The 26,638-nt window shown below is 37.9% G+C and carries 23 protein-coding genes and 1 pseudogene; 7 read left to right on the plus strand and 17 right to left on the minus strand.

From position 1 onward, the window contains the following. Positions 1-140 precede the first annotated feature (140 nt). Positions 141-821: a response regulator transcription factor gene (locus BAU15_RS07815; protein ID WP_161842187.1), complete on the plus strand. Its 681-nt coding sequence runs from the start codon at positions 141-143 to the stop codon at positions 819-821. After that, entirely contained in the window at positions 818-1,720 is a 903-nt protein-coding gene (locus tag BAU15_RS07820) for a sensor histidine kinase (RefSeq protein ID WP_161842188.1), read from the plus strand. Before BAU15_RS07815 ends, BAU15_RS07820 begins: the two co-directional genes overlap by 4 nt. Positions 1,721-1,829: 109 nt before the next feature. Here BAU15_RS07820 and BAU15_RS07825 read toward each other — a convergent pair whose 3' ends face one another. The 12 genes from BAU15_RS07825 to BAU15_RS07880 all read right to left on the minus strand — a co-directional run bounded on the left by BAU15_RS07825 (position 1,830) and on the right by BAU15_RS07880 (position 14,621). Then, on the minus strand, positions 1,830-2,591 hold the full coding sequence (locus tag BAU15_RS07825; protein WP_161842189.1) for an ABC transporter permease: 762 nt from the start codon (positions 2,589-2,591) through the stop codon (positions 1,830-1,832). Position 2,592: 1 nt separating this feature from the next. Further along, complete coding sequence (locus BAU15_RS07830; RefSeq protein ID WP_161842190.1) at positions 2,593-3,537, minus strand: ATP-binding cassette domain-containing protein; 945 nt, start codon at positions 3,535-3,537, stop codon at positions 2,593-2,595. Between the two features lie 1,332 nt (positions 3,538-4,869). Next, complete coding sequence (locus BAU15_RS07835) at positions 4,870-5,733, minus strand: MurR/RpiR family transcriptional regulator (protein ID WP_161842191.1); 864 nt, start codon at positions 5,731-5,733, stop codon at positions 4,870-4,872. A gap of 12 nt (positions 5,734-5,745) precedes the next feature. Then, positions 5,746-6,879, minus strand: a complete 1,134-nt coding sequence (gene anmK / locus BAU15_RS07840) for an anhydro-N-acetylmuramic acid kinase AnmK (protein WP_161842192.1) — start codon at positions 6,877-6,879, stop codon at positions 5,746-5,748. Positions 6,880-7,125: 246 nt separating this feature from the next. Next, positions 7,126-8,220 (minus strand): DUF871 domain-containing protein, encoded by a 1,095-nt coding sequence (locus BAU15_RS07845; protein WP_161842219.1) that lies wholly within the window; start codon positions 8,218-8,220, stop codon positions 7,126-7,128. After that, positions 8,220-9,116 carry an N-acetylglucosamine kinase gene (locus BAU15_RS07850; RefSeq protein WP_161842193.1) on the minus strand — a complete coding sequence of 299 codons (897 nt, stop codon included), beginning with the start codon at positions 9,114-9,116 and terminating at the stop codon, positions 8,220-8,222. The genes BAU15_RS07845 and BAU15_RS07850 overlap by 1 nt, the downstream gene beginning before the upstream one ends. Further along, a complete protein-coding gene (locus BAU15_RS07855) occupies positions 9,113-9,409 on the minus strand; it encodes a hypothetical protein (protein ID WP_161842194.1) in 297 nt (98 codons plus the stop codon). Before BAU15_RS07855 ends, BAU15_RS07850 begins: the two co-directional genes overlap by 4 nt. 235 nt (positions 9,410-9,644) lie before the next feature. After that, the gene (locus tag BAU15_RS07860) at positions 9,645-10,955 is read right to left on the minus strand and encodes a PTS sugar transporter subunit IIC (RefSeq protein WP_161842195.1); all 1,311 of its coding nucleotides are present in this window, start codon (positions 10,953-10,955) and stop codon (positions 9,645-9,647) included. A 151-nt stretch (positions 10,956-11,106) separates the two neighbouring features. After that, positions 11,107-12,000 carry an N-acetylmuramic acid 6-phosphate etherase gene (gene murQ, locus BAU15_RS07865; RefSeq protein WP_161842196.1) on the minus strand — a complete coding sequence of 298 codons (894 nt, stop codon included), beginning with the start codon at positions 11,998-12,000 and terminating at the stop codon, positions 11,107-11,109. A 406-nt stretch (positions 12,001-12,406) separates the two neighbouring features. Further along, a complete protein-coding gene (locus BAU15_RS07870) occupies positions 12,407-12,757 on the minus strand; it encodes a DUF2200 domain-containing protein (protein ID WP_161842197.1) in 351 nt (116 codons plus the stop codon). Positions 12,758-12,919: 162 nt separating this feature from the next. Beyond that, positions 12,920-13,951: a sensor histidine kinase gene (locus tag BAU15_RS07875; protein WP_161842198.1), complete on the minus strand. Its 1,032-nt coding sequence runs from the start codon at positions 13,949-13,951 to the stop codon at positions 12,920-12,922. Then, entirely contained in the window at positions 13,941-14,621 is a 681-nt protein-coding gene (locus BAU15_RS07880; RefSeq protein WP_161842199.1) for a response regulator transcription factor, read from the minus strand. The genes BAU15_RS07875 and BAU15_RS07880 overlap by 11 nt, the downstream gene beginning before the upstream one ends. A 209-nt stretch (positions 14,622-14,830) precedes the next feature. On the opposite strand from BAU15_RS07880, the gene BAU15_RS07885 reads away from it, so the two are divergent. Continuing rightward, positions 14,831-17,173 (plus strand): ABC transporter ATP-binding protein/permease, encoded by a 2,343-nt coding sequence (locus BAU15_RS07885; protein WP_161842200.1) that lies wholly within the window; start codon positions 14,831-14,833, stop codon positions 17,171-17,173. A gap of 160 nt (positions 17,174-17,333) precedes the next feature. Here the strand turns inward: BAU15_RS07885 and BAU15_RS07890 are convergent, their stop codons facing one another. Then, the gene (locus BAU15_RS07890) at positions 17,334-18,890 is read right to left on the minus strand and encodes a ClC family H(+)/Cl(-) exchange transporter (protein ID WP_161842201.1); all 1,557 of its coding nucleotides are present in this window, start codon (positions 18,888-18,890) and stop codon (positions 17,334-17,336) included. Between the two features lie 301 nt (positions 18,891-19,191). Between BAU15_RS07890 and BAU15_RS07895 the strand changes: the two genes are divergently transcribed. Then, positions 19,192-19,560: a MarR family winged helix-turn-helix transcriptional regulator gene (locus BAU15_RS07895; RefSeq protein ID WP_161842202.1), complete on the plus strand. Its 369-nt coding sequence runs from the start codon at positions 19,192-19,194 to the stop codon at positions 19,558-19,560. An 89-nt stretch (positions 19,561-19,649) separates the two neighbouring features. Beyond that, positions 19,650-20,756, plus strand: coding sequence for an NADH-dependent flavin oxidoreductase (locus BAU15_RS07900; protein WP_161842203.1), 1,107 nt, complete (start codon positions 19,650-19,652; stop codon positions 20,754-20,756). A gap of 110 nt (positions 20,757-20,866) precedes the next feature. Here BAU15_RS07900 and BAU15_RS07905 read toward each other — a convergent pair whose 3' ends face one another. The 4 genes and pseudogenes from BAU15_RS07905 to BAU15_RS07915 form a co-directional block, all read right to left on the minus strand. Further along, the gene (locus tag BAU15_RS07905) at positions 20,867-22,783 is read right to left on the minus strand and encodes an endonuclease MutS2 (RefSeq protein ID WP_161842204.1); all 1,917 of its coding nucleotides are present in this window, start codon (positions 22,781-22,783) and stop codon (positions 20,867-20,869) included. A 397-nt stretch (positions 22,784-23,180) separates the two neighbouring features. Further along, positions 23,181-23,612, minus strand: coding sequence for a VOC family protein (locus tag BAU15_RS15720; protein WP_237580157.1), 432 nt, complete (start codon positions 23,610-23,612; stop codon positions 23,181-23,183). A 159-nt stretch (positions 23,613-23,771) separates the two neighbouring features. Beyond that, a pseudogene (locus BAU15_RS15865) lies at positions 23,772-23,957 on the minus strand (MerR family transcriptional regulator); the annotation flags it as partial. Positions 23,958-24,230: 273 nt separating this feature from the next. Beyond that, entirely contained in the window at positions 24,231-24,458 is a 228-nt protein-coding gene (locus BAU15_RS07915; protein WP_161842206.1) for a hypothetical protein, read from the minus strand. 302 nt (positions 24,459-24,760) lie between these two features. Here BAU15_RS07915 and BAU15_RS07920 point away from each other — a divergent pair, with 302 nt between their 5' ends. Together BAU15_RS07920 and BAU15_RS07925 are read left to right on the plus strand one after the other, a co-directional pair. Continuing rightward, on the plus strand, positions 24,761-25,570 hold the full coding sequence (locus BAU15_RS07920) for a hypothetical protein (RefSeq protein WP_161842207.1): 810 nt from the start codon (positions 24,761-24,763) through the stop codon (positions 25,568-25,570). 165 nt (positions 25,571-25,735) lie between these two features. Next, positions 25,736-26,638 carry a prenyltransferase gene (locus tag BAU15_RS07925; RefSeq protein ID WP_161842208.1) on the plus strand — a complete coding sequence of 301 codons (903 nt, stop codon included), beginning with the start codon at positions 25,736-25,738 and terminating at the stop codon, positions 26,636-26,638.

Raw genomic sequence — 26,638 nt, forward strand, 5'->3', positions numbered from 1 at the left:
AGTTTGCCACAAATCGCTTCATACTACGTACACGCATCGTTTGCTCATTCATTTCAAATTAAAAAAAATAATTTCAAAAAAGACTATATTTCACCCCATTCTTGATGATATGATAACAAATAAGGGAGGGAATACACTCAGTGAAACGAATTTTAATTATTGAAGATGATATACATATTTGCCAACTTTTAAGAGATTTCTTTCAAGAGACTGCGCAATTAACGACCGTTCATACTGGAACAGAGGGTGCCTTATTAGGAAGCAATGGCGCCTATGACTTAATATTACTCGACCTCATGCTGCCTGGAAAAGATGGCGAACAGGTCTTAAAGGAAATTCGCCAGCAATCGCAAACGCCGGTCATAATCATGACAGCTATCGGAGATAAGGAAAAAACCGTGGCGCTATTAAAGGCCGGTGCCAATGATTATGTCGAAAAACCGTTTAATCTAGATGAATTAGACGCACGAATCGAAGTCCAATTTCGCAATCGACCAACCCAATCAGATGAAAAACAATTGACGTATAAGAATTTAGCATTGAATGAAGAATTTTATGAGATTAGTGTTTTCGGACAACCGATTGAGGCTTCTCGAAAAGAATACCAGCTGATTGATTTGTTGCTAGCTAATCCTACTAAGATTTTTTCCAAAGAGAATTTATATGAACGCATTTGGGAGGAGTCCTATTTGGGCGGCGAAAATACGTTGAATGTGCATTTAAGCAATCTGCGGAAAAAATTGAAAGCCGCTGATCCCGAGAATGAATATATTGAAACGGTTTGGGGTATGGGCATTCGTTTAGCAAAGGAGAACAAATGATTATTATCCTTGGCATACTCCTTATTCTAGCGCTGGCCTATATAGGCTTTCTGATTTATAACCTCTATGATATTACTCGGCAATTAAATTATATTGTCCAAAATGATACGAATGCTGAACTGGTTTCAACGTCAAAGAATTTTCTGATTCGTCGTTTATTAGATGCCAATAATCAGTTAATCCAAAAGAATAAAAAAGTGTATCAGAATCATTGGACGAACGAAAAACAGTTCCATCAATCCTTGAGTAATTTGTCACACGATTTAAAGACGCCACTAACGGTCTCTTCTGGCTATGTTCAGCTATTATTGAAAAAGCAAAATGAACCGAGTACACAAGAAATCTTGAAAAAAACAGAGGCTGGATTACTGACCATCGAAAACTACTTACATTACCTGATGGAATACACCTTAATACATGAAAAACAACTGCAAATGGATTTCGAAATGGTCAACTTCACGCAACTTTTACAAGAGGAAGCCTTCTTATACTATGAAAATTTCTCCGCAAAAGAGATTGAATTGTCCTTTGATTTGGAAGAAAACTTAGTCCTCATTTCAGATATGACGGTTTTAAAACGAGTTTTCCAGAACTTATTGGGTAATATTTTAAAACATGGCCAGACAGCTGCGCATTTTGAAGGGAAACGAAAAGGTGACCGCATTATTTTTGTTGCGAGAAACCAAGTCGCACAGGCGATTGATGATCAAGAAAACCTACTGAATCGCTTTGTGACAAACGACCAATCCCGTCAAAATAAAAGCACTGGATTAGGCTTGAGTATTATAAAAGAGCTAGTTGAGTTGCTAGATGGCGAGATCCATCTAGAGAGTGAAGGAACGACTTTCCAAGTCAATATCGTCTTACCGATACGCTCTACTAGTCACACAAATAACTAACCGATAAATAAATAACAATGAACAAATTTCCATCACAGTAAAAAACAGACAATTCTCAATTTTTCATTACTGAGAGTTGTCTGTTTTTTATTATCTATTTGATTGTTTCTTATAATTCTTTATTGCGGATTAACAAAGTGCTAGCTACTAGTGAAAGTAGAGTTACCGCTGCACTGACGATGACGTAGGGTAAAATTTCATCAAATTTCACTTGACCGACACCTAAGACTTGGATAAAGCCAAAGAAATCGAAGTATTTCAGTTGTTCCCAGTTCATGATTGAGTACATAACTTGAATAAGAATTGGGTAAAGTACGATAAAGACTGCGGCACCGACCATGCTGCCTAAGCCAACTAATAACACGCTTGCTAAGCTAAACACAACACTAATCAATAAGCCAATTGCGATTGCTAAAAGTATCGTTTGACCTGCAAATGCCAAGAAATTCGCTTGCGTTGAACCAAATTTTAAGTAGGCAGTCAACATCACCGTTACAAAGTATAATACGATAAAGAATGATAGATAAACCACTTGGCTGATGTATTTTGCTACAACAAATTGTAGACGACTAGCTCCTGCTGTCAGTGAATTCTTATAAGTTTTTTGAGTAAATTCGTAGCCTAGCACAATCACAAAAACACCAATTAATAAGTACACCAGGATGCTACTAGAGTAGATTGCTGCATCGATTGATGTTTTCAAATCCGTTCCAGATGGCATTGCTGCGGACGGGTCTTGGTTGACACTCACTCCACCTGAACCGCCTGTTAAAACAATGCTTAATCCGTATGCGATGACCGCAATTGCAGTCGCTAAAAATCCTTTTGTATGTAACACTCTATAAAAATCTGCTTTAATTAATCGAATCATGTTATTTTCCCCCTGCACTGTTTGTGTTCGTCACGTTTTGGACCAACTCGGTAAAGTAATTTTCCAAACTGTTTTCCTGTTTTTGGATTTGGTTGACTAAGATATCATTTTGCACCAATAATTTGTTAATGGCTTTAATTTCCAATGTTTCATCTAAAATACGAATCTGATTCCCTGTCGTTACTTCGAAATTCGTGATTTGGTTTTCATTCAAGATCATCGCCGCTTGCTTCGCATCTTCCACGTCAACGACAATCGCTGTCGTCACCAAGTTATCAAACTCTTCTTTCGAGATTTCTTGAATCATCATTCCTTCATTGATAAAACCAAAGCGATTCGATACTTGATATAATTCCGTTAAAATATGACTTGAGATGATGATTGTTGTATTACGCTCTCTGTTAATCCGTTCTAAAATTCCTCTAAATTCAATAATTGCGATTGGATCTAAACCATTGATTAGCTCATCTAAAATTAAGAAATCTGGGTTACTTACCAGAGCCATCGCGATTCCCAAACGTTGTTTCATCCCTAGTGAAAAGTTCTTGAACTTTTTCTTGCCTGTATCTGCCAAGTTAACGAACTCTAAGGTTTCCTCAATCACTGAGAAATCATGGATACCTTTTTGAATGCACATGATTTTCATATTTTGGTAAGCAGTCATTTTGTTGTACGCCGCTGGGCTTTCAATTACTGAACCTGTCCGTTGCAAACTATTTTGATAGCCTCTTGTGCCTTTTCTGTTTCCTAGTAAAGCAATTTCTCCACCAGATGCTTCTTTCGATAAATCTGTGATTAATTTCATGATCGTTGTTTTCCCTGAACCATTCCGACCAATCAGTCCGTAGATGTCACCTTTTTTCACCGTTAGTGAGACATTATTTAAAGCATATTGTTTTCCGAATTTCTTCGTTACATTATTTAAAGTTAGTATATTTTCAGTCATTGTTGTTTCCCCCTCTTTCGATAGTCTTACTTTACCAAGCATTTCTTAACTCAGGTCTTAACTAATTCTTAACTCTTTCTTAAATCGAAAAAAAGGACATTCATGAAAGAAATATAAATTGCTATCGATAAGCATTTTTTGGCCTACACATCCTATTCCATACTGATTTCTTCTTGATATTTCCTTGAAATTTATTTTTGAAAACATGCTTTTAAGTGTTATCTTATTAATTTTTTCACTCAAATTACTAGTTACCACCTCAAGCAATCGGGAATTTTTCCAAATAAAGAAAAAGTAAGTATACTTAACATTTTGATATATTTTGCCCTATTAACCTTTTGAAGGATTTTGATGAATAAAAGACGGGCTACTCCAAAATATTAAGTATACTTAATATTTTGAGGTCTAATTTGGGACGTTCAATTTATTTTTCCTCAAAAAATACAAAAGGCACTTTTTCCTTAAAAATAAAAATAAAATTTTGAGACGGCGTTTTTAGTTCTCTTTCGGCAGATAATCTAGATTTTTGAATGTAAGCCTATCTTCAGATGTGTTATGTATCCGTAAAAAATTGAATGGTAGATTTGCTTGATCTTATAGATTTTTACCTATTTTGAACCATTTTATCCCCAGCAAAACAATGGACATTCATGAAAGAAATATAAATTGCTATCGATAAGCACTTTTTAGCCTACACATCCTATTCCATACAGATTTCTTCTTGATATTTCCTTAGAATTTATTTTTGAATATAAGCCTTTAAGTGTTATCTTATTAATTTTTTCACTCAAATTACTAGTTACCACCTCAAGCAATCGGGAATTTTTCCAAATAAAGAAAAAGTAAGTATACTTAACATTTTGGTATATTTTGCCCTATTAACCTTTTGAAGGATTTTGATGAATAAAAGACGGGCTACTCCAAAACATTAAGTATACTTAATATTTTGAGGTCTAATTTGGGGCTATCAATTTATTTTTCCTCAAAAAATACAAAAGGCACCTTTTCCTTAAAAATAAAAATAAAATTCTGAGACGATGCTATTAATTTTCTTTCGGCAGATAATCTAGATTTTTGAATGTAAACCTGTCTTCAGATGTGTTATGTATCCTTATAAATTGATCAGACTGTTTCTTGCTATTTCCCTGAAATTACTTTTGAATGTATTCCTTTAAACATTAGCTTATTGATTCTTTTAATCAGAATAATAGCTAGCGAATCTAGCAATGAGATTAACGTACTTTGTTGAGCTGCTTGCGACCATACTGCAAACTTTTTTTTACATTCAAAAAAAGCTACTCTCTTTTTAACTAGAAAGTAGCTTCCTTATCCTTATTTAAATGATTCTTTTTTATATTGTTCGACAACTTCTCTTGATTGTCGGATTCGCGTAATATTTTCGGTGTAGTTTTCTGAGACATAGGCATAAAATAAAACATCTATCGCCATAAACTGTGCTAACAATGAGCTAGTCGCAGCGCTTCGTAATTCAGCTTCATTTGAACGGACAGTTTGAATGCTGATATCCGTCATACCACTGATTGTGTTTGCCCCAAATTGTGTCATACTGATTGTTTTTAAGCCTGAGTTTTTGGCAACCTTCAACAAATGGATAACTTCTTTGGTCTCTCCAGAGTTAGAAATTCCGATAAATACGGCTTCTTTCACTGCAGAAGTTAAAATCACTAAGAATAAATGTGCATCTGATAAGCAGACCACTGTTTTTCCGATTCGATTCCATTTTTGAGCGATATTTTCAGCTACTAGATAAGAAGCTCCTAGTCCATAAACATAGACGATTGGCGCTTTTCGAATAAGTTGATTGGTTGCGTCAATTACCTCTTCATCAATTAGGTTGACCGTTTCTCTCATTGATTGGTAGGCATTCCCTAGCAATTTATTTTTGATATCTTTCACTGGTTCCCCTTGGGAAATATCTGAATACTCTGTGTATCTCGGTGCATCTACTTCGGCGGATAGTTTTAATTTTAGTTCGGTAAAACCTGAAATACCGATTGAACGACAAAAGCGAATGACGGATGCTGGACTTGTCTGAGAAGCTTTGGCTAGTTCACTAGCAGTCATCTGGATAACTGCATCCGGTGTATCTAAAACCATTTGAGCAATCTTTTTTTCGGATTGCGTTAATTCATTAAAAATACTTTTTACTCGGTGATGAATATGCTTCTCTTTCATGCTTAGCCCTCCCTATACGTAATAGGTAATTTTCCCTAAAATCACTTCTTTAGCTGCACCAGTCGCGCTAGGTACATTACTTGGTAAATGATGATAAGTTTGATTGCCTAAAATGACCATCGCAATTGCCTCTTTCGCTTCAGAGGAGTTGCCTAAGTCTTCTTGTGTCTTCACAGCCACCTCAGGTAAATTCTCTTTAATCATCGCAACCAATACTTTATTATAACTGCCGCCCCCACCAATAATCAACTCTGTTTTGCCACTAATGAATGGTGCCAGTGCTTCTGCAATCGATTTTGCGGTAAATAAGGTAGCCGTTCGAATCCAATCGTTGGCTGATAAATCATAAGCCTCTATCAGCTGTGCCGTATATTCACGGCCAAAATCTTCACGGCCAGTTGTTTTTGGGAAGTCTTTTTTCAGATAAGGATGGCTCATCATTTTAGCTAAGACCATTTCATCGACTACGCCATCTGCGGCATACTGTCCATCTTTATCATATTCTACTTGATAAAAATGTCTACACAGCTCATCGATAATCATGTTCCCTGGCCCGGTATCAAAGGCAATAATTGCTTGCTCATTCTCAGTCGCAGGGAGAATAGTCGCATTGCCTATACCACCGATATTCTGCAAAATTCGCGTAACATTCGGCATCTGATATAGAACAATTTCTGAGTAAGGAACGATAGGAGCACCTTGTCCGCCAACTGCCATATCGCGGTAGCGGAAATCAGAAATGACCGTTGTTTTTGTTTTCTCGGCAATAATACTCGACTCACCTAGCTGTAACGTTGAGGCCACATAGTCCTCTAAGCCATTCGGAATGTGGTAAATCGTTTGTCCATGTGAAGCAACAAATAATAAGTCGGAGCTCATTAATTTATTTTTTTCACATATTTTAAGCACTGCTTCTCCAAAAACTTCACCCAATTCAAAATTCAAACTACATAATAATACGTTACTTGATTCGTCAACAGATAAACTTTTTTCTATACGATTTTTCATTTCTTTAGAAAATGGCACGGTGATAAAATCAATTAATCTGACCTTAGTCTCAAGGCTGACCCCTTCAATCTCCACCAGAGCAACATCTACACCATCTAACGAAGTCCCTGACATCAATCCTACTGCATAATTAGCCATCTTTTCTCCCTCACTCTCCTAACATTGAAAGAAATAAGCCAAAACTCACGAAAATTGTAAGAGTACCAACTAGGAAATAACCAATCACGATACAATCAATTCCTTATGTTCTCTTATTTTGTGAGTTCCAGCTTCTCTACTTTTTTGTTATTTTAATTCTTGCACTAAACAAATTGCTTCTATATAAAATATAATCATATACGCTGATCCGTCATCCTGGCCATAAACAGTCAGTTACACTTTCCCCTACTCTGCTGCCACTTCGCGAAAAGTAAACTTTTGCCATGGTTTGATGTAAGGAAGTAACGCTTGATCTTCTTTTGTGATTTTCCCTACTACATTAGATTTCCCAGAATTTTCCATTGAACGTAGCGCTATCTGTAATTCCCCCGCATAATGCGCGTATAGAGACGTTTCTACGATAATATCGCCTACTTCCATATTTGGCGTATTGAATGGGTCAAATTGATGCCCTTTATACTTTACGCGACTTTGCGTTGAACGAATCACGTAATCAGAAACATCGCCACGATTAAAATGAAACTCTTCTAGCACAATTTTACGCTCCAGCTCAGGAATCTGTTCGTCTAATACACAATCCAATGTCAGCTTATACGGATCGATTTCACTTAACGCGCGCAATTCTTCTTCCGAAGCAAACGCATTAGCGATAATCACATCATCAACTAATTCTGTCGCCCACAAATGTTTGGCTTGGGTCGTAATCGGCCATTCTCGATGCATTTCTAAGGTACATAAACCCTCTTCTACAGGCCATGGACCAATCGTTGCGCTTGGAGAATTTACAAATGCAGCTGTCTGGATCCCTTTTTCTTTATAAATGGTCGTTGTCTTTACAAAATGTTCATAGCTCAAGCCAGTATATCGATGCGGATAAAAATTATGACACCCTAAAAGTTTAGTTGAATTGGCTTGATAGCTGAGAATATTTTCCAAATATCTTGTACCTGAGCTAATATTTAACTCAATCATCAAGTCCTGTGGATTAAAGGTCATAATTGATTCTTCATTCCCAGTAAATCCCATGTCTAATCGAATCCCATCAGCTCCGATTTCTTTAAAGAATGATAAATCATCATAACTAATGCCTAATTCACCAAAAACCTTAGGGCTGACATCAGCAATAACTTCTAGTCCCAGTTCTTTTGCAAAATGTATGGTTTCAGTAAATTCTTCAACAATCTTCTCTTTTCCTTCATCAACAGATAATAAACAAGTAAAGACTCGTTTAAAGTTATATTTTGCAGCGAGTGCCAGATAGGCTTTGATTTCTGCCACACTGCTATGGTTCGGGTATACCGAAATTCCTAATCGTCTCATTAATTTTGCCATCCCTCTTTATAATAATAATAGGCGCCTTTTGTAATCGGTTCTGACTTAAATAAAGGCATTATCTTCAGCTGCTTATCAGTTAACGAATCAAAGAAAGCTTTCTTAAAGTGTTCATTTTTCTCAACAACACTGCCATTTAGTCCCAGTAAAACAGGTCCATCTGCTCGCGTCATTCTCTTGGCCAACTGTATAACTTGTCTTGCTAGTGACTGACCCGAGCTTTGAAGAATTTCTTGCGCTACTAGATTATTCGTTCCCAATTCTCCTACAAGTGCAGCGAGCTCAGCTAACTCCCCTTTATTTAATTGATAAGCAAGCTTCACTAACGTATACACATCTTGGCAGTGAAAATGAGCGAAGATAGCTAAACTAAATTCACTAAATGGCTGACCTGCATCAGCTTCGGACAACACGTATTGAATCGCTCGTTTAGCAATATCATAGGCACTTCCCTCATCGCCAAACAAATGTCCCCAACCACCTACACGAAGCCATTGTTTCTGTTGGTAACCTAAAACTAGCGAACCCGTCCCAGAGATAACCAAAATTCCATCTTTTCCTTTTAGAATCGATAAATGTGCCAGCTGTCCGTCATTCATCATAACCAGTGGCACCTCAAACTGTGAAAATTCTTCTTCTAATTGCACTTTTAAGCCACTGCTATCCAATCCTGCCAGCCCAATGACAATTAGTTGACAACCATTTCCATTTCTCGAAATTATTGTTTCAATAGCCTGATTTATATTTGCAACTCCCGTCTCATAATCCACTAACGGATTACCAAACCCGGTTGTACATTGATTGAGCAATTCGCCATCAATCGTATACGCAGCAGCTTGTGTTTTTGTGCCGCCACTATCTACCCCAATAATATAAGATATCATTTCGAATCCTTCTTCTCAGCCGGAACAATGCCCCGATACTGCCCACGCTCAAGTAATAAACGGGTCGTTTCAAAGAAAATAATTGCTAAAACACCACTTGATACATAAAGTATTTGTTTGAAAAACATGGGTAAATTAGGAAATAGAATACTTGGAATAAGGATGATTAGAAAAACCAACGATCCCGTAATCCAACGATTTGGCAACCAATTTTTCTTTTCTAAATAATGAGTCAATAACATTCCTGCCACGACAAATCCAATAATTCCAATAATAAGTAAATATTTTAACATCTCACGACTTCCTCCCATATCCATATTTTTCACTACTATAATTCTTACTATTACTGTTATAGAAATTTCAAATCAATCATATATACTCCATTTAAATTGCTGTATCACTCTGTTATTCCTAATACCAGTAGAGAGGATGAGCTTTGTCCCAGCATTCCGCCAAGTCTTCAGCCCATCTTCTTTACTAGAAAATAGGAGGATTATAAAAATGCGTAAATAAGAAGAATACTCTTATTTATGCTTGAACGGCTTCTTTATTTTCATTTGCTGCAGCTAACTCTTCTTCCACCATTTTTTTATCATAGATACGAACAAATGGGAAGTAAATTGCCATCGCAACAAGAACGTTAATAACAACCAACACGATCATTCGCCAATCATTTCCTGAAGATAGGTAGGCACCGATTGGCGCTGGTAGAGTCCAAGCTTGGTTACTGATAAAGCCATTGACTATCCCAAGTTTCACTGCAAAATAACTAATTGTGCTTGTTACTAGCGGTGCTGTGATAAATGGAATTGCCAAGATTGGATTCATGATAATTGGCACACCGAAAATCAACATTTCATTGATATTGAAAATTCCAGGAATAAGTGAGAAACGTCCCACTTGTTTTAGGAATGTTGAGCGACAAAATAGTAACAAAATACAAATTGAAATTGAAACACCCGCACCACCAATTGTGACAGTCCATTGGTAAAATTGTTCTGGTGCAATATAAGGTAATTGCGTAATTGGTGTACCATCAGCAAAAGCTGCCGCATTCCCATCCAACATCACTAACCACATTGGGCGAACAAGTGAACCAATAATACTCATTCCGTGAACGCCGGCTGCCCATAATAAATGGATAAAGAACATCGGTAAGAGTACCCCAATTAAATTATTCCCCATAATATCAACTAATGGCGAGAATAAATCTAATAACATTTTGTTAATATCTAAGCCTAAGATAACACGGATGACCCAGACAAAGGTTAAGATAAACGCCCCAGGAATAAGTGCTTCAAAACTTCTTGCTACAGCTGGTGGCACTTGTTCTGGCATGCGAATCGTAATATTATGTGTTGTGAATAAACGATACATTTCGCTGGCAAAAATCATTGCTATAATTGCTGAGAACATTCCTGAACCACCTAAATAGTTCATCGGTAAGACCCATCCAAGAGCTTGTCCTTCTGGTAATAATTCATCAACATTGACAGGAATCGTAAGCATTAAGAACGTTGCAAGGGAAAGTATCCCACCTGTAATCCCATCTAATTTGTACGATTTAGTCAAGTTATACCCCATGCTAAACGCACCATAAATTCCTAATAGCCCCATAGTAATTCTAAACGGAATCGCTAGATCAGCCGTATAAGGTTTAATCCAATCGACATAGCCAGGAATTGGTAAGTTCGCGATTGTTAAAAACAGCGTCCCAATCATAATTAAAGACAACGTTGAAATAACCCCATTACGAATTGCTTTCATATGTCGTTGTTCAGCAAATTTTGCCATCGGTGGCATTAATTTTACTTCAATCCAACTTAAAACTGCATTCATTTATTTTCCATCTCCTAATCATTTTGTCTCTATTTTTCTCTAACATCTTTCACAAAAGTTAGCTTATTAGTGCAAATAAATTTTCTGCTTAATGAAATAAACTAGATTTCCATTTCACTTCATTGCTTAAACTATACCTGATAAATAGAAATTACTTCTGCTCGATCGCTTTTTGAACAAAGCCTTTATTCGTATCAAGTAATTGCTGAGCATCTTCATTAGAAGTACCCGTTAAAATTCGAACAATTGCTAATTTCACTTGTTGATTAGATTCCTCAAAATATACACTCGCCTCTTCAAAACTAACGCCTGTAGCTTCCATAATGATTCGTTTGCCACGCTCAACTAATTTTTTATTCGTTGGTTGGACATCGACCATTAAGTTCTGAAAAACTTTTCCAATCTGAACCATACTCGCAGTTGAAATCATATTTAAAACTAATTTTTGAGCAGTTCCGGCTTTAAGCCTCGTCGACCCAGTCAATACTTCTGGACCTGCCTCAATTTCGATTGAAAAATCAGCAAATTGACTAATCTCTGCTTGCTTATTACAAGATAAAGCACCTGTTTTTGCGCCAACTTGATGAGCAAATTGCAACCCACCGATTACGTAAGGTGTGCGTCCACTTGCAGCAATTCCCAATACAAAATCATTTTGATTCAACTGGCGTTCCTGTAGATCTTCTGCAGCCAAAGTAAATGAATCTTCAGCCCCTTCAACTGCAACAGTCATGGCTTTTTGCCCCCCAGCAATTAAGCCCTGCACCATCTCTGGATTGATACTAAATGTAGGTACACATTCTGCCGCATCCAAGACACCTAATCGACCACTAGTTCCAGCACCAATATAGAATAATCGCCCTCCTTTTTTTAAGCAATCCGTCACATTCACAATCATTTTTTCGATCGAGTCGATTTCCTGCTTGATTGCGCGTATCACGTTGCCATCTTCGTTATTCATTTTTGTTACAATTTCTTTCACAGATAGCTTATCTAAATCCATCGTAGATTTATTACGCTTTTCCGTCGTTAACTTCTCTAACATTCACTCACATCCTAAATGTAATCTCTTACAAGAAAGAGTATACAACTTCCGAAATAAAATTTCAACAAATAAACAATATATTCGGAATTTTATTACAAAAATAATGATATACTCGTTTTTAAAATGAAATTTCTCTAGGAAAAGCAACTGATTTTCCAACTAAAATAGATAAATCAGTTGCTTTAACATCGTTATCTATTGGCCTTCTGCGAGACTATTTGTGGCACAAACATTTTTTATTTCATCAACGTAGCAGGTAAACTCTGAATCAGGCTTCCTTCTTATCTAATTTTCTTAAGCATTAATTTCCTGGCTTTTGGAATATTATTCCACAAAAAATACGCTTCCCTTTCGTTAATCGAAAAAGAAACGTATCTTAGTTTTTATTCATTCACTTTTTTATCACTTAGCTGCGCAAGATTTTTTCCATCTTTTTGCCTTTGGCTAATTCATCAATCAACTTGTCCAGATAACGAATTTTTTGCATCAATGGATCTTCAATTTCTTCTACGCGAACGCCACAGACGACACCTTTAATCAAAGTAACATTCGGATTCAGCGCTGGGGCTTCGTCAAAAAAGGTAATGAAGTCGACTTCTTTATCAATCTGTTCCTTCAAGCCTTTTTCATCATATCCAGTCAGCCAATAGATAATCTCATCGACCTCCTCTTTTGTCCGCTCCTTTCGCTCAGCCTTTTTAATATATAAAACGTAGACACTTGCAAAACTCATGGTAAATAATTTATGCTGGGCCATCCTGTTGCTCCTCTCAATTTAGCTTTTTCTGTCACTTTGCTCGCCTCTGTTTTTACAGTTTCTGGCTTTTTTCTTCTATAGATAGTTTACCAATTCTTCTGATGAAAAACTATTTTGGTGTTTATGTGGCTAACTCGTATCATTTTTCATTCATTTTGCATTTTATTTGGGTAATTCAATCACAAATACGGTGCCGATTTCTAGTTCGCTATTGACCTGGATTCGGCCTGCGTGTAGCTCGATAATTTTCTGTGACAAAGATAAACCTAAGCCATTTCCTTCAGTTTTCCGGCTGGTATCGGCTTGATAAAATTTATCGAAGGCTTTTTCAGCTTCCTGATCCGTCATGCCCAGTCCGGTATCCACGACCTCGATTAAAAACGATTCCCCTTTGTCTTCTAATTTGACTGAGATTTTTCCGTTTTCCCGATTATATTTAATGGCATTGTCCATGATATTCAGCCAGACTTGGTACAAAAACTCTTCATTGCCATTGTACTTCGCGCTGGGTAATTCGATGTCTAGCTCTAAGTTTCGCCGCTCCCATTTGGGTTGTAAAAATAGAATAACTTCTCGAATCTGCTCATCCAAGCGGAATGAGTGCTTGTCAATTTCGCTATTTTGCGTTTCCAATTTGGTTAATTTTAAAATATTATCTGACAAAGTAGCTAACTGCTGCGTGCCTTCTAAAATTCGCTGATAAAACTCCGCACGTTCTGCCGCCGTCAACTCTGAATCTTGTAACAGTTGAACATAGCCTTGAATAATTGTGATAGGCGTCTTAAATTCATGGGACACGCTAGATACAAAATCATTCCTCAGCGTTTCTGTACTCCCCAGCTCCTTGACCATGTGATTGAAATCCTCATACAAATCCCGGACCTCATCAATGGTGTACACTTGATTCATTTGAATTGAAAAATCACCTTGCGTGACTTGTTTCATACTCTTTCTTAATTCTTCAATCGGTTTTAAAATCCGTCTGCCGACAATCGCAGAAACACCTGAACTGATCACAATGCTGACAGATGCGATAAAAATAAAGAACGGGAAAAAGCGATCTTTTCCTGGCAGTAAATCAAAACGGGCAATGAAGTAAATAATGATTGTAAAGGTAATAAACGTCGTTAATATCAACAAAAAAATCATTGATGCGAGGTAAATCCACAGCTTTGAGCGTATTTTATTTCTCATGAGTCACCACCGCTTTATAACCCAATCCACGCACCGTCACTATCTGAAAATCAGTATTCTCTTCAAAACGAGTCCGCAATCTTTTGATATGGACATCAATGGTTCGTTCCTCGGTATCCGTTTCTAAGCCCCAGATTCGATCCATCAGCTGTTGCCGAGTAAATATTTTCCCTGGATAAGAAAGCAACTTATGCAGCAATTGAAATTCTTTTTGTGGCAACAGACTCGTCTCGCCCTTTACAGTCACTGTTAATTCGTCTTGATTCAAAGACGTCTTACCAACCACTAACTCTTGCGAATAAAAAACTTTCGCTCGACGCAATAAGGCCTCTACACGCAAGACCATTTCTTTGACGTCGATGGGTTTCACCATGTAATCGTCAATCCCTAGCTTGAAGCCGCGCTGTTTATCCTCAAACGTATCCTTGGCGGTAATCATCAAGATTGGCGTTTTATCGCCTGCTTCTCTGAGCAATTCAGAAAATTCAAAGCCATCCATCTCAGGCATCATGACATCGGTAATAATCAAATCGACGTATTGCTTATCTAAAATATCAAGAGCTTCTGCTCCATTCAACGCTTCAACTGTTTTAAAATGCGCTTTTTTTAGCACAGAGGCATACAGTCTTAATAAATGTCTGTCATCTTCAATGATTAAAATTGTATTCATGTCGTTTCCTTTCTGTCCTGTAATCACTGTTCATTTTTCTATTTTACCATTATAAGATGAATCAAACATGAACGAGTTCACATTGAGTTAATAATTCCCTGTTACACTTCTGAGTATCATGAAAGATTCATGCTTTTTCGCAAACTTTCATGGAAGTTTGCGAAAGTTCGAAGGATCTTTATTATGGATAGAAGAAAGCGGGGACTATTATGCTAGAACTAAAAGATATAAAAAAACATTACAAAGTCGGTGACTCCATCACCAAGGCGCTGGACGGTGTCTCGGTTGCCTTTAGAAAACAAGAATTTGTCGCGATTCTCGGACCTAGTGGTTCTGGGAAAACAACCCTCTTAAATGTTATTGGAGGATTAGATAACTATGATTCCGGCGATATGATTATTAACGGTAAAGGAACTAAAACCTTCAAAGATTCCGATTGGGATGCCTACCGGAATAATTCTGTTGGTTTCGTTTTCCAAAGCTATAACCTAATCAGCCATCTAGGCATCATCGATAACGTTGAATTAGGGATGACGCTGAGCGGTGTTTCTAAAGAAGAAAAACACGCCAAAGCAACGCGCGCACTAGAACGTGTTGGCTTAAAAGAACACATGCACAAAAAACCAAACCAACTATCTGGTGGTCAAATGCAGCGGGTCGCAATCGCTCGGGCACTTGCAAATGATCCAGATATTCTCCTTTGTGATGAACCAACAGGTGCTCTAGATACTGAAACCAGTGTCCAAATCATGAAGTTGATTCAAGAACTTTCAAAAGAAAAATTAGTTGTGATGGTGACACATAATCCAGATTTGGCTCATGAATATGCCAACCGAATTATCGAATTTGCAGACGGAAAAATCCAAGCTGATTCAAAACCGCATATTGAACGACCAAAACCTGATCAATTCAATTTGAAACACACACGGATGCGTTTTACGACAGCCTTAAAACTTTCATTTAATAACATTCGCACGAAAAAAGGGCGGACTATTTTAACCTCATTCGCTTCTAGCATCGGGATTATTGGGATCGCGATTGTCTTGGCGCTATCTAATGGCTTCCAGGCACAAATAGATAAAACGCAATCAGAAACCATGTCACAATTTCCTATCACAATCTCGCAAATTGCTGCAGAGCAAGACATGAATCGTGACGATGCCCTAGGCGCATCAAAAGGAACGTATCCGAAAGATAAAACGATAACAGCCAAATTAAGTACGCAAGATAAAGCGCAACACATTAATAAAATCGATCAAGAGTATGTCGATTATATCGAAAATATCGATCCAAAGCTCAGCAATAACATCGGCTTCACTCGAATGGTCGGTATGAATTTACTTAGAGAAGTCGACGGCACTGTGCAACCCGTTAAATTCTCCAACGACTCCTCTGATAACGCAGCTGCTGGTATGGCTTCTGCAATGAGTTCTATGACTGGGATTGGCGTCTCTTCTTTCCCAACACAGCTTGAAGAAAACAGCGGAAATTTCCTAAAAGATAACTACTCAGTACTCGCTGGTGAGTATCCAGAAGCAGCGACTGATATTGTCTTAATCGTCGATGGAAATAACAACACCAACTTAAACGCATTAAAAAATCTTGGCTTCGATATCAAAGAAAATGAAAAACTCGACTTTGATAAAATTGTTGGTACGACAATGAAACTTGTGCCAAATGACAACTACTACATGGAACTTCCAACAGGAAATTTTGTACCAAATACTGATTATGAAGCGATGTTCAACGAATCTAGCAACCAAGAAGTCAAAATTTCAGGGATTCTACGTGTCAAATCTTCATCAACGATGAACCTTTTAGCTCCCGGAATTGCCTACAGCGACAAGTTAACGACACAAATTGTTGATCAAAATGTAAATTCAAAAATCGTTACAGCTCAAAAAGACAGCGACTTAAATGTCATGACCGGTGAAAAAATTGATGCTTCAACCAAGAGTGCCTTTTTAACCTCACTTGGTGGCGAAAGTCTTCCATACAGCATCATGATTTATCCAAACAACTTTAAAGACAAAGAAGAAGTTCTTTCTTATCTGGACAAATGGAATAAAGGAAAAGACAAAGAAGATACTGTTATCTATCAAGATTTAGCTGGTACTATGACTGAACTTACTGGTGGGTTAATGGATGCCATTACCTACGTACTTGTAGCTTTCGCTGCAATCTCATTAGTAACCAGTATGATTATGATCAGTATCATCACTTACACTTCTGTTATTGAACGGACCAAAGAAATTGGTGTTTTAAAAGCCTTAGGTGCGCGTAAAAAAGATATCACTCGTGTATTCGATGCTGAAACCTGTATCCTAGGTGTTACCTCAGGAGCACTCGGTGTTGTCATCGCATGGCTTTCAACGATTCCAATCAATTACGTCTTATATCAAGTGACTGAATTGAAAAATGTCGCACAATTAAATCCAGTGCATGCTATTGCTTTAATCATTATTAGCACTGTATTAACTATGTTAGGCGGACACATTCCAGCACGAATGGCAGCGAAAAAAGACGCCGCTATTGCTTTACGCGCAGAATAAATTCAAACATTTTTAGAAACAGTCATTAAATGAATGACTGACGAAAACCACCGAATAAATCCAGGCCAGAGCATGCTCACAGCCAGATTTATTCGGTGGTTAATTTTGTTATTAAGATAATGAGAATAATCGCCATAATAATAAAGCATATTTTCTTATCCTATTTCTGATTCGCTTTTTCACATTCCCAGAGTTCCATTCTGACCTTCTGCGTAATTGATTCATCCGTTAAAATAATCAACGTATCGCCACCATGGATAATCGTTTCTCCATGAGGAATTAATTCAGACTCACCGCGGCGAATAGAAGTGAGCAACATTTCCGCTGGCCAATCAATATCACGAACCATTTGTTCATCAAATGAGCTCTCTGCATGCACCGGAAATTCCAGAATCGTTTTTCGTCCACTGATATCTTTAAAAGTTGGCTTCACTAACCGTTCTAATAATGTTTCATAGATTGGATGGCCGCCCAATATTTCCACTACGACGTAACTCACCAAGACGACTACGCCAATCGACATCAAATGAGAAAAATTCCCCACCATTTCTGTCACCAAAATAATCGCTGTCAGTGGAGCTTTCCCAATTGCAGCAAAATAGCCTGCCATCGCAAACATTAAAAAGTTTTTGACAAAAATTGGTTCTAATCCTAGTAAATCAGTCAAAAAGACGCCATAAAACGTCCCGATAACTGCACCTAATGTCAGAATCGGTAGGAAAATCCCCCCAGGCAAATTCGAGCCATAAGACACCATTGAAAAGACAAATCGCAAAACAAATAAGCCTAGTAACAACCATAAACTCAATGGGGCATCTGCCAATGAAAGCACGATTTGATTGCCACCACCTAACACATGAGGGAATAAAATCCCAATCGGAATTACTAATAAGAACGGCACTAGCCCATAATAATTCGGTGATAAAAACGTTAATTTTCCATACCATTTAGGCAAAGATAACAATGCCAATTGATATGCTCGTCCTAGGACACCCAGTAAAATTCCCAGAATCGGTAATGTCCAATAATACTTCAGTGGCAGAGCTTTGATGGCCCCAATATATAACACTGGCTTCAAGCCAAAAACATACAATGAAATGAAATTCGCCGTAATTGCTGATGAAAAACTCGTCAACCAAACGAGTGGGGAAAACGAATGATACACCTCTTCTAAGACGAAAAGTAAGCCCGCAATTGGCGCATTAAAAGCCGCCGATAAACCCGCACTAGCGCCACTAGAAATCAGAATCTTTTCTTCCGCTTTACTACTATTCATCTGTTTACTGACTCCTTGAGCCACAACAGCGCCCAACTGAATAGATGGACCTTCTCGACCTAAAAATAACCCCGCGCTGATAGAAAGAACGCCACCAAGAAATTTTTTCCATAACACAGAAAACCAATCAATCGTCAGCTGTCCTTGCAATTGACCTTCAACTTGAGGAATCCCGCTCCCTTTGATATTGCCATCACTTTTGACCAATCGTCCCACAATCAATGCCAAGACAACCGATACAATCACCCAAGGAATCAGCCAAATTGGTTCCTTTTGGAAAAATAAATAACCGCGAACTACCTGTTCGCCAATCTCTTCGATTAAAAATCGAAAAAGCGTCACTACCACACCCACAAAAGCACCGACAATGATCCCTTTTCCGATAAAAAGTATTCTTGTTCCATCTAATTTTTGTATCTCATGTTCTTTTTTCTGATCCATGTTGTTCCCTCACAATCCCTTATTTAATTTACGCTCATTGAAGAAAATTTACAAGGAACATCCCATATATTTTATACTTCGTGACCATTGAAAACGTTATCCTTACAAGAGAATGAGAGTTTAGACTATTAAATCCACGAAATGCCCCTTTCTACATAAACAACGGATTTAATTATCTATTCAGCTCGCTGTCTCAATAGGCCGATAATAGATATAAATAGCAGTTTTTTGACTTTTCAAGTAAAAAAACGCACAATAGAATCAACCAAAAAAATGGGTATACACCTAAGAGGAGGTTACTATGAAAGAACCGATTATCTCTCAATGGATTGATTATACAAAAAAACAAGCAGCTATTGAATGTCAGTTAGAAGCGCTATTAAAGAAAAAAAGTCAGCTCTCTGTCAGCGAATACTATGCGCTCTATCAGTTAAATCAACAAGGGCGTCATATGCGCATGAGTGATTTACAAGAGCATCTTCATCTGAGTCAAAGTGCTCTTTCCCGTTTAATTCAACGATTAGAAGACAAAGAGCCGATGCTTGTGAAGCGAAATATCTGTACCGATGATAAACGTGGCGTCTATGTCGACTTGACCGATGCAGGTCTAGCTGAATTAGTAGCTATCCAAGAGGAAGTCGAATATTTATTGAAAAAAGAGTACCTCTAAGAGACGAAATACTTGCGTTTTATTGAATATTCGACTACGCTGTTTTTATATGCATGTGCATACATTTAATTTAAAACGGAGGAATTTACATGACAACGCTCGATTCAACATTCACTTTTAAACGCGGTCTACAATTAAAAAATAGATTAGTAATCGCACCTATGACTACAAAAATGTCCTTCTTTGATGGTGTCGTAACAACAGACGAATTAGACTATTATGCGTTACGTTCAGGCGAAGTCGGAGCATTCATCACTGCCGCAGCCAATGTGCACGAAAGCGGCAAAGGCTGGGAAGGTGAATTAGGCGCGTATGATGATCGTTTTATTCCTGGTTTAGCAAAATTAGCCTCTGCCATTAAGAAAAATCAAACAAAAGCGATTCTACAAATTTTCCACGGTGGACGAATGACTAGCTCTAAAGTATTAGGTGGCGAACAAATTGTTGCACCTAGTGCTGTACCAGCAGAAAGACCTAATGCCGAAACGCCTCGTGAATTATCTGAAGAAGAGATTTTAGCAATTATCGATGGCTTTAAACAAGCCACTCGACGTGCGATTGAAGCTGGCTTTGATGGTGTTGAAATTCATGGAGCCAATACGTATCTACTCCAACAATTTTTCTCCCCTCATTCAAACAGACGTACAGATGCTTGGGGCGGTACACTGGAAAAACGTTTCAAATTTATCAATGAAGTCGTCGATAGTGTGACGGCCGCTGTTGATGAATCTGGTGTTAAAAACTTTGTTGTTGGCTATCGTTTCTCACCAGAAGAATATGAAGAACCTGGGATCCGTTTAAGCGATACTCTTTATTTAGTCGACCAACTGGCAGAAAAACCGTTAGATTATTTACATCTATCATTGAATGATTATCGTCGCGTTTCCGTCAGCGAAGAGTATAAAGAACAATCAATTCTAGCCTATATTCACGACAAAATTAACGGTCGCCTTCCTCTAATTGGCGTTGGCGATGTGCGCACAAGACAAGATGCTGAAGCTATTTTAGAAAATGCTGAGCTTAGTGCCGTCGGTCGTGCCGTTTTAATTGATCCACATTGGGCCCAAAAAGTCTTAGACAATAAAGAAGACTTAATCCGTCGTGAATTATCCATTTACGACAAAGAAGAATTAAAAATCAGCAACGGTGTCTGGGCCTTCCTACAAGGCATGATGCCAGAACGATTAGAAGAATAAATAGGCCGCAAAAACAGCCACAAACTTTCTATTTTTAATGGAAGTTTGTGGCTGTTTAATTTATCTATTTCAGTACTTACTAAACTAACTTACTTTGACTTCTTTTTTCCTCATTCTTGATTACGTTTCATACGCTCTTTTGCTTCTTTTTCTAGTTGTTTGCGAGCCTTTTTCGACCCACGATCAATATCTTTCAGTTTCTTTCGCGTATGGAAATCAATAAATAAGCTATCCAAATCATAATCAGCTGGATACAAATCTTGCGCTTTTGCTTCTAACTGAATCCGTCGTCTAGGCACTTCTTTAATTTCCTCGCCGACGAAAACTTCGACGACTAATTCGCCTTCATCTCGGTAGATTAACCCTTTTTCTTTCGTTTCAGTCAGAGCGACTCGATCGCCTTTTTGGTAACGAGCCGACTGCTCAACCTGCGACGCAAACTGCGTAGCTTTCTTCTTCACGATAGAGAAGTTTTTCTTCTCTTTTGGATAATCCTTTTCTGCAATATAGCTCGCTGCCTGTTGGATTAAGGCCTCAGACATCGCCATTTTTTTGGCAATCCACAGCGCCTGACTGTCGCCAACTTTACCGACTTGTAGCACATATTTTGGCGTTAAGGTTTCACGATCAAAGGCCATCGCCGCAGGAATAAAATCTTCGTGCTCTTCCGCAAACCGTTTAATTTCCCCATAATGGGTGGTCGCAACTACCAAAGCCCCTTTTTGGTAAAGACTCTCCATAATCGCAATCGCTAGGCCCGCTCCTTCATTCGGCTCAGTCCCACTACCAATCTCATCCAATAAGACTAAGCTATGACGCCCCGCCTGTTTCAAGATTTCTGCGACATTTTTCATGTGACCAGAAAAGGTACTCAAGGCATTTTCCAAATTCTGTTGGTCGCCAATATCGACAAATAACTGATCGAGAATCGCAATTTCCGTGCCTTCTTTCGCTGGAATTTGTAAGCCAAACATAGTCATTAGTGTCAATAACCCAACGGTTTTCAACACCAATGTTTTCCCTCCAGCATTGGCTCCGGTAATTACCAAACCACGGTATTGACTGCCTAGCTGAAAATCTAACGGTACCGCATCTGAAGGTAATAATGGATGCTTGCCGCCCTTCAAATGAATCCGTTCTTCCTTGTTAACTAACGGCGTAATCCCTGCCACTTCGCGACTATATTTTGCGCGTGCAAAAATAATATCAAAGGTCGTCACCGCTTCGATTCCGTTAGAAATCTCCAATTCTTGCTCACTCAATAAGCCATTAAGCTCCGCTAAAATTTGGTATTCTTCCGCAACCTCTTCCGCTTTTAATGAGGCAATTTGCTCGTTCAATTTAGCTACTCCAGCAGGTTCAATGAACGCCGTTTGCCCTTTCCCCGATTGCTCAATAATACTGCCTGGCACTTTATTTTTATAACTGGCTTTAATTGGAATCGTAAAATGGTCGCCTTTTTTGACAATCATTGACTCTTGCAGCATTGTTTTGTTATTCGGATGGCGCAAAAACTTCATTAGCTTCTCTTCAATCTCGCGCTCACATTCATTTAGTTGTTTACGAATACGTCGCAATGATTTCGAAGCATCATCTAATATACGCTGCCCCTGAATCTTCTGATAAATATTCTCTTCAATCGCCAAAAACTCCGACAAGTTTTTACTATACGTATACAGTAATGGTGTTTGGTATTGATTTTTTTCGAAGAACTTTTGAATCATGCGATTGCTCCGTAAAAAATCCGCCACCTCAATCAATTCTCCTGGCGTCAATAAAAGGCCTTTTTGTACCTCTTTCAACAGGCGATTAATTTGAACCAGTCCCATGAATGGCACATGCTGACCACTCTCAATGATCAGCCGAGCCTCTTTTGTTTCTTGTTGCCGTGATTCGACTGCCGTAAGACTCGTTTGAACACCCATCTGCTCAATTCTTTGCTTACTATAATCGCCGATTGCGCGAACTTGCACCTCGCGAATAATTTGGTTAAATTGTAATTTATTAATTGTTTCTTGATTAATCATCTCTTTCATCCTTTCAAAAAAGAGATACCCGCCTAAATAAATCTTTCCTAGAGTAGTATAAAAAAATAGACCAGGACACATGCTACGCCCGGTCTAAATAATTAGTTAGATTCCATGAAAGTTCGCCCAAAACAGGCCCAAAACTCCCGTAAAATGTAATTATTTTTATAATCGACAGGTATCACTTGATAAGCACGCCAAATAAACCTTTCAGTTTACTAGCTATTCAACTCACAAATTAGATACCTACTACACTCACAAAACAGATCCCCATTCTTCTCTAGGTTTTATTTATTCTCATGAAGAATATAACAAGTTACGTTAGCCTTGTCAAATTTATTTGTTATTCACTCACACAGAAATAACCAATCATCTGACGATTTCCCGCGACTATTTATTACATTTCATCTTCAAGAATCTTAATTCGCTCTTCAAAACTCAACACTTGATGAATTTGATGCAGCATCCACATATAGCCAAATGAATCGACAAAAATCGAATTTTGAATCGACCCCTCCATCATACTTGTGACTGGTTGAATTTCTACACAGCCATTTTCTAAAGCTGTCGCATGTGTCTTTTCAATATCCTCTACCGAAATATTGAACCAAATCGTATTCGGTTTTTCAGGTGTTGGCGCAATCAGATTGTACTCCGGATTCTCATCTAGCATATGGAATCGCGTGCCATACAGAGTGAAAACCACTTCGTTAGTCCCCTCAGGATAATTTGTCGCTTCGACAATCTCGATTTCAAATATTTTTTTATATAATTCCACCGCTTTTAAGCTATTCTTCACAATAAAATCAATTTCAGTTCCTTTAATCATTCTATTTTCCTCCTTGATCAGTTTCAGCTGTTGTTCAATTCGCTCAATCTTTTGTTGCTCTTTTTCGATTGCCGCATAAGCTTGTTCTTTTTTCCTCACTAAAACTTCTTCTAAAAAACTGGCATCATTCATTCGTTCGATTGTGCTGTTTATTTCCTTTAATTTAAATCCAGAATCTCTTAGCTGGATAATTTGGTTGAGCTGCACAATTTGGTCTGCACTATAGAACCGATAGCCACTCTCTGGATCAATGACAGTCGGCGAAAAAATCCCCTGTTCATCATAATGCCTCAACATACGCGCTGATACATTTACTAACTTTGAAAATTCACCTATTTTATACATGGAGTCCACTATTCACTTTCTCTAATTTCCATTCGAATGTAACCTTATCATAAACCTTCTCACAATGTGAAGGTCAATACTCTATTATATTTTAGCATGATTTTCCTCAAGAAACGGTCAGCATGCTTAGACAATTATCCGTTTAATAGCCTAATCTATTCACTTAATAATTTATCGAATGCCCTTAATTTAGACACAAAAAAACTGAACACACGAACTTCGCATGATCAGCCATCAGTAGATAATTTAATTTGTACTGCTTCCTTAGCTCTTTTACATTCCCTTCCCGAAATGTTGCATCGCTTCTTTAAACTCTTCAACATGCTCCGGTTTAATCAGCGCTAAAATTCGTTTGCCGCTTTCTTCCAATGCTGCTTTATCAAATGAACCTGTACGTTGCTGTTCAAAATTTTCTTTTAGTAAATCAATTAATTCTTCTTGTTTTCCTTCTTGCGTGCGTGCAAGAATCCATTCAAAAAATTGATCTTGGCCGTGTTCCATAACTATTCTCCTTCAACATCTTTGATAAAAACCAAACAAATCATAGCACATTCCAACTAGTAAAACAACGAACCTTCCATTCGAATCCTCCGTAAAAAATGATAAAGATTCAAAAGGTATTTACTTATTGTTGAGAAATAGTTCAAATCCTTATTTTTGTTATTTTTTACCAATCAATTTATTGCATAATCTTAGGTAAATCCTGCCATTCATGATAAAATCAGTCCGAAGCTTCTAATTCAAGGAAAATGGAGACTATCCTCCACCTATTTCCTATACTATGAGAGAATAAAGGAGACGCTATGGAACTTACATTGACCACGAAATTAACTGATCAAGAAACAATTATTTCAGCCGAAAACTCACCAGTCATAACCGTTACCGATACAACCGAAGTCCCTGCCTTTTCTTCTGATAAACGATTGCTTTTACTGCTTAAAAACAGACAATTTCTAGCAGTTGGAAATCCGTCTGATTTACACGTATCACCCACACCTGTCATTGAATTTGATCAGATAATTACGGTCTCATCTTCATGGGAAGACGAGCTTATGTATCTGGAACAAGTTATTTTTGAACGAGCAAAAGAAGCCAATTCTTCCATAAAGAAGCTTTCATCAGAAATCACTGTGCCAAAAAATCAGCACATCACAGCTTCAAAAACTGCAGAGTGGCTCACCTTTGTCCTTTCAAAATTCGGCTACAATTTGACTCAAGCAAGTCCTGTACAAGAAAAGAAAAAACCAGCAAAAACACGCCATAAGTGGAGTAAAGAAGTCAGCACCATCGAATTTTTTGTAGACACTAGACAAAGTAAAGCCATCGTTCTTTGGCAAAAAAGAAACGAAATGCTCATCAAAAAAGGTGCCATAATGATGCCGGAAGCACCTTTAAACAAAGATGGCTCCCTTGGATTTTCCGCAAAAATGGGACAAAAAATTCGTGACGATCACGCAGATATCTTCAAAAACTTCACGACAACTGAAGATCTAGTCTTAAAGAGCGTCAATGAGGTCGGGCTATTCCTCTACTTCGCTGGCACAAATAGTTGGCTAGAATTAAAAGATGCCAACGGGAAAACCATCGAGGACTGGACCAAGATTGACGACTAGCACTGTAAAATAAAAAAGCAAGTTAATTGTTACGGCTTTTCTATCAGGTGTATAATGGCTATTCCTACAACAAATAAAAAACAGACTAAGGATTGTGGGTGCTCCCTTGATTACGATTAATCAAGCCCGAATTCTTAGTCTATTTCTATAAAGGAGATTTTTTTCATGTCAGTCAAAATTTTATGGGAGTTAGGTGAAATTTACACCGCTCCACTCAATTTATTCTTAATTCTACTCGGGATGGCTTATTCCAGCGTCACTTACGGTCAGTTCTTCAGTTGGCGTGTGCTCCTATTCACCTTCACTCTCCTACTCATTCACATCGCTGTCAACATTTTCAATAACTACATGGACTATAAAAATGCCCGTGATCAAACCTATCGATTGCAGACAAACATTATTGGTCGCGAACAGTTAGACTTAGCCACGGTTCGAAACTATTTCTTATTCTTTCTCGGACTCTCTTTTCTTAGTGGTTTATTCTTAGCCTATCAGTCAGATTTTTATGTCCTGATTCTTGGTGGCCTGGGCTACTATGTCGGTTTAGGCTACTCATATGGTAGAAAGCCCATCAACAGTTTGCCCATTGCAGAAACAGTGCCCGCCATTTTAAGCGGATTTATGATTCCTATGATGAGCGCCTACCTTGTCAGCTTCCCTTCCGTCACGCTCAATAGTGACTTTCTTTTAAACAGCTTTTTGGCCTTTTTCCCGATGATTCTTTGCATGTTTAATAACCTTTTAGCCAACAATACCTGTGATTTAGAAGAAGATATTCGAAATGGGCGTCATACTCTGGTCTATTATTTGGGAAAAAAAGCCAGTGTCTTACTCCTTCGTTCACTGACAATTCTTATTTTCTTTTGGGTAATCGCAACCGTTCTTTTCCAAAAAGAACCATGGACACTGCTAATCCTGTTAGCCTTGATCCCACTTATTCAGCCAAAATTAAAACAGTATTTTGCAATCCAAAATAAACAAACAACCTTTCCACTTGTTCTCAAAAGTATGTCGCTACTAATGGTCGGTTACCCGCTACTTTACTTTATTGGTAGCTTAATTTATTAA

The organism is Candidatus Enterococcus huntleyi (genome assembly GCF_009933175.1).
In the GTDB taxonomy this organism is placed as follows: domain Bacteria; phylum Bacillota; class Bacilli; order Lactobacillales; family Enterococcaceae; genus Enterococcus_K; species Enterococcus_K huntleyi.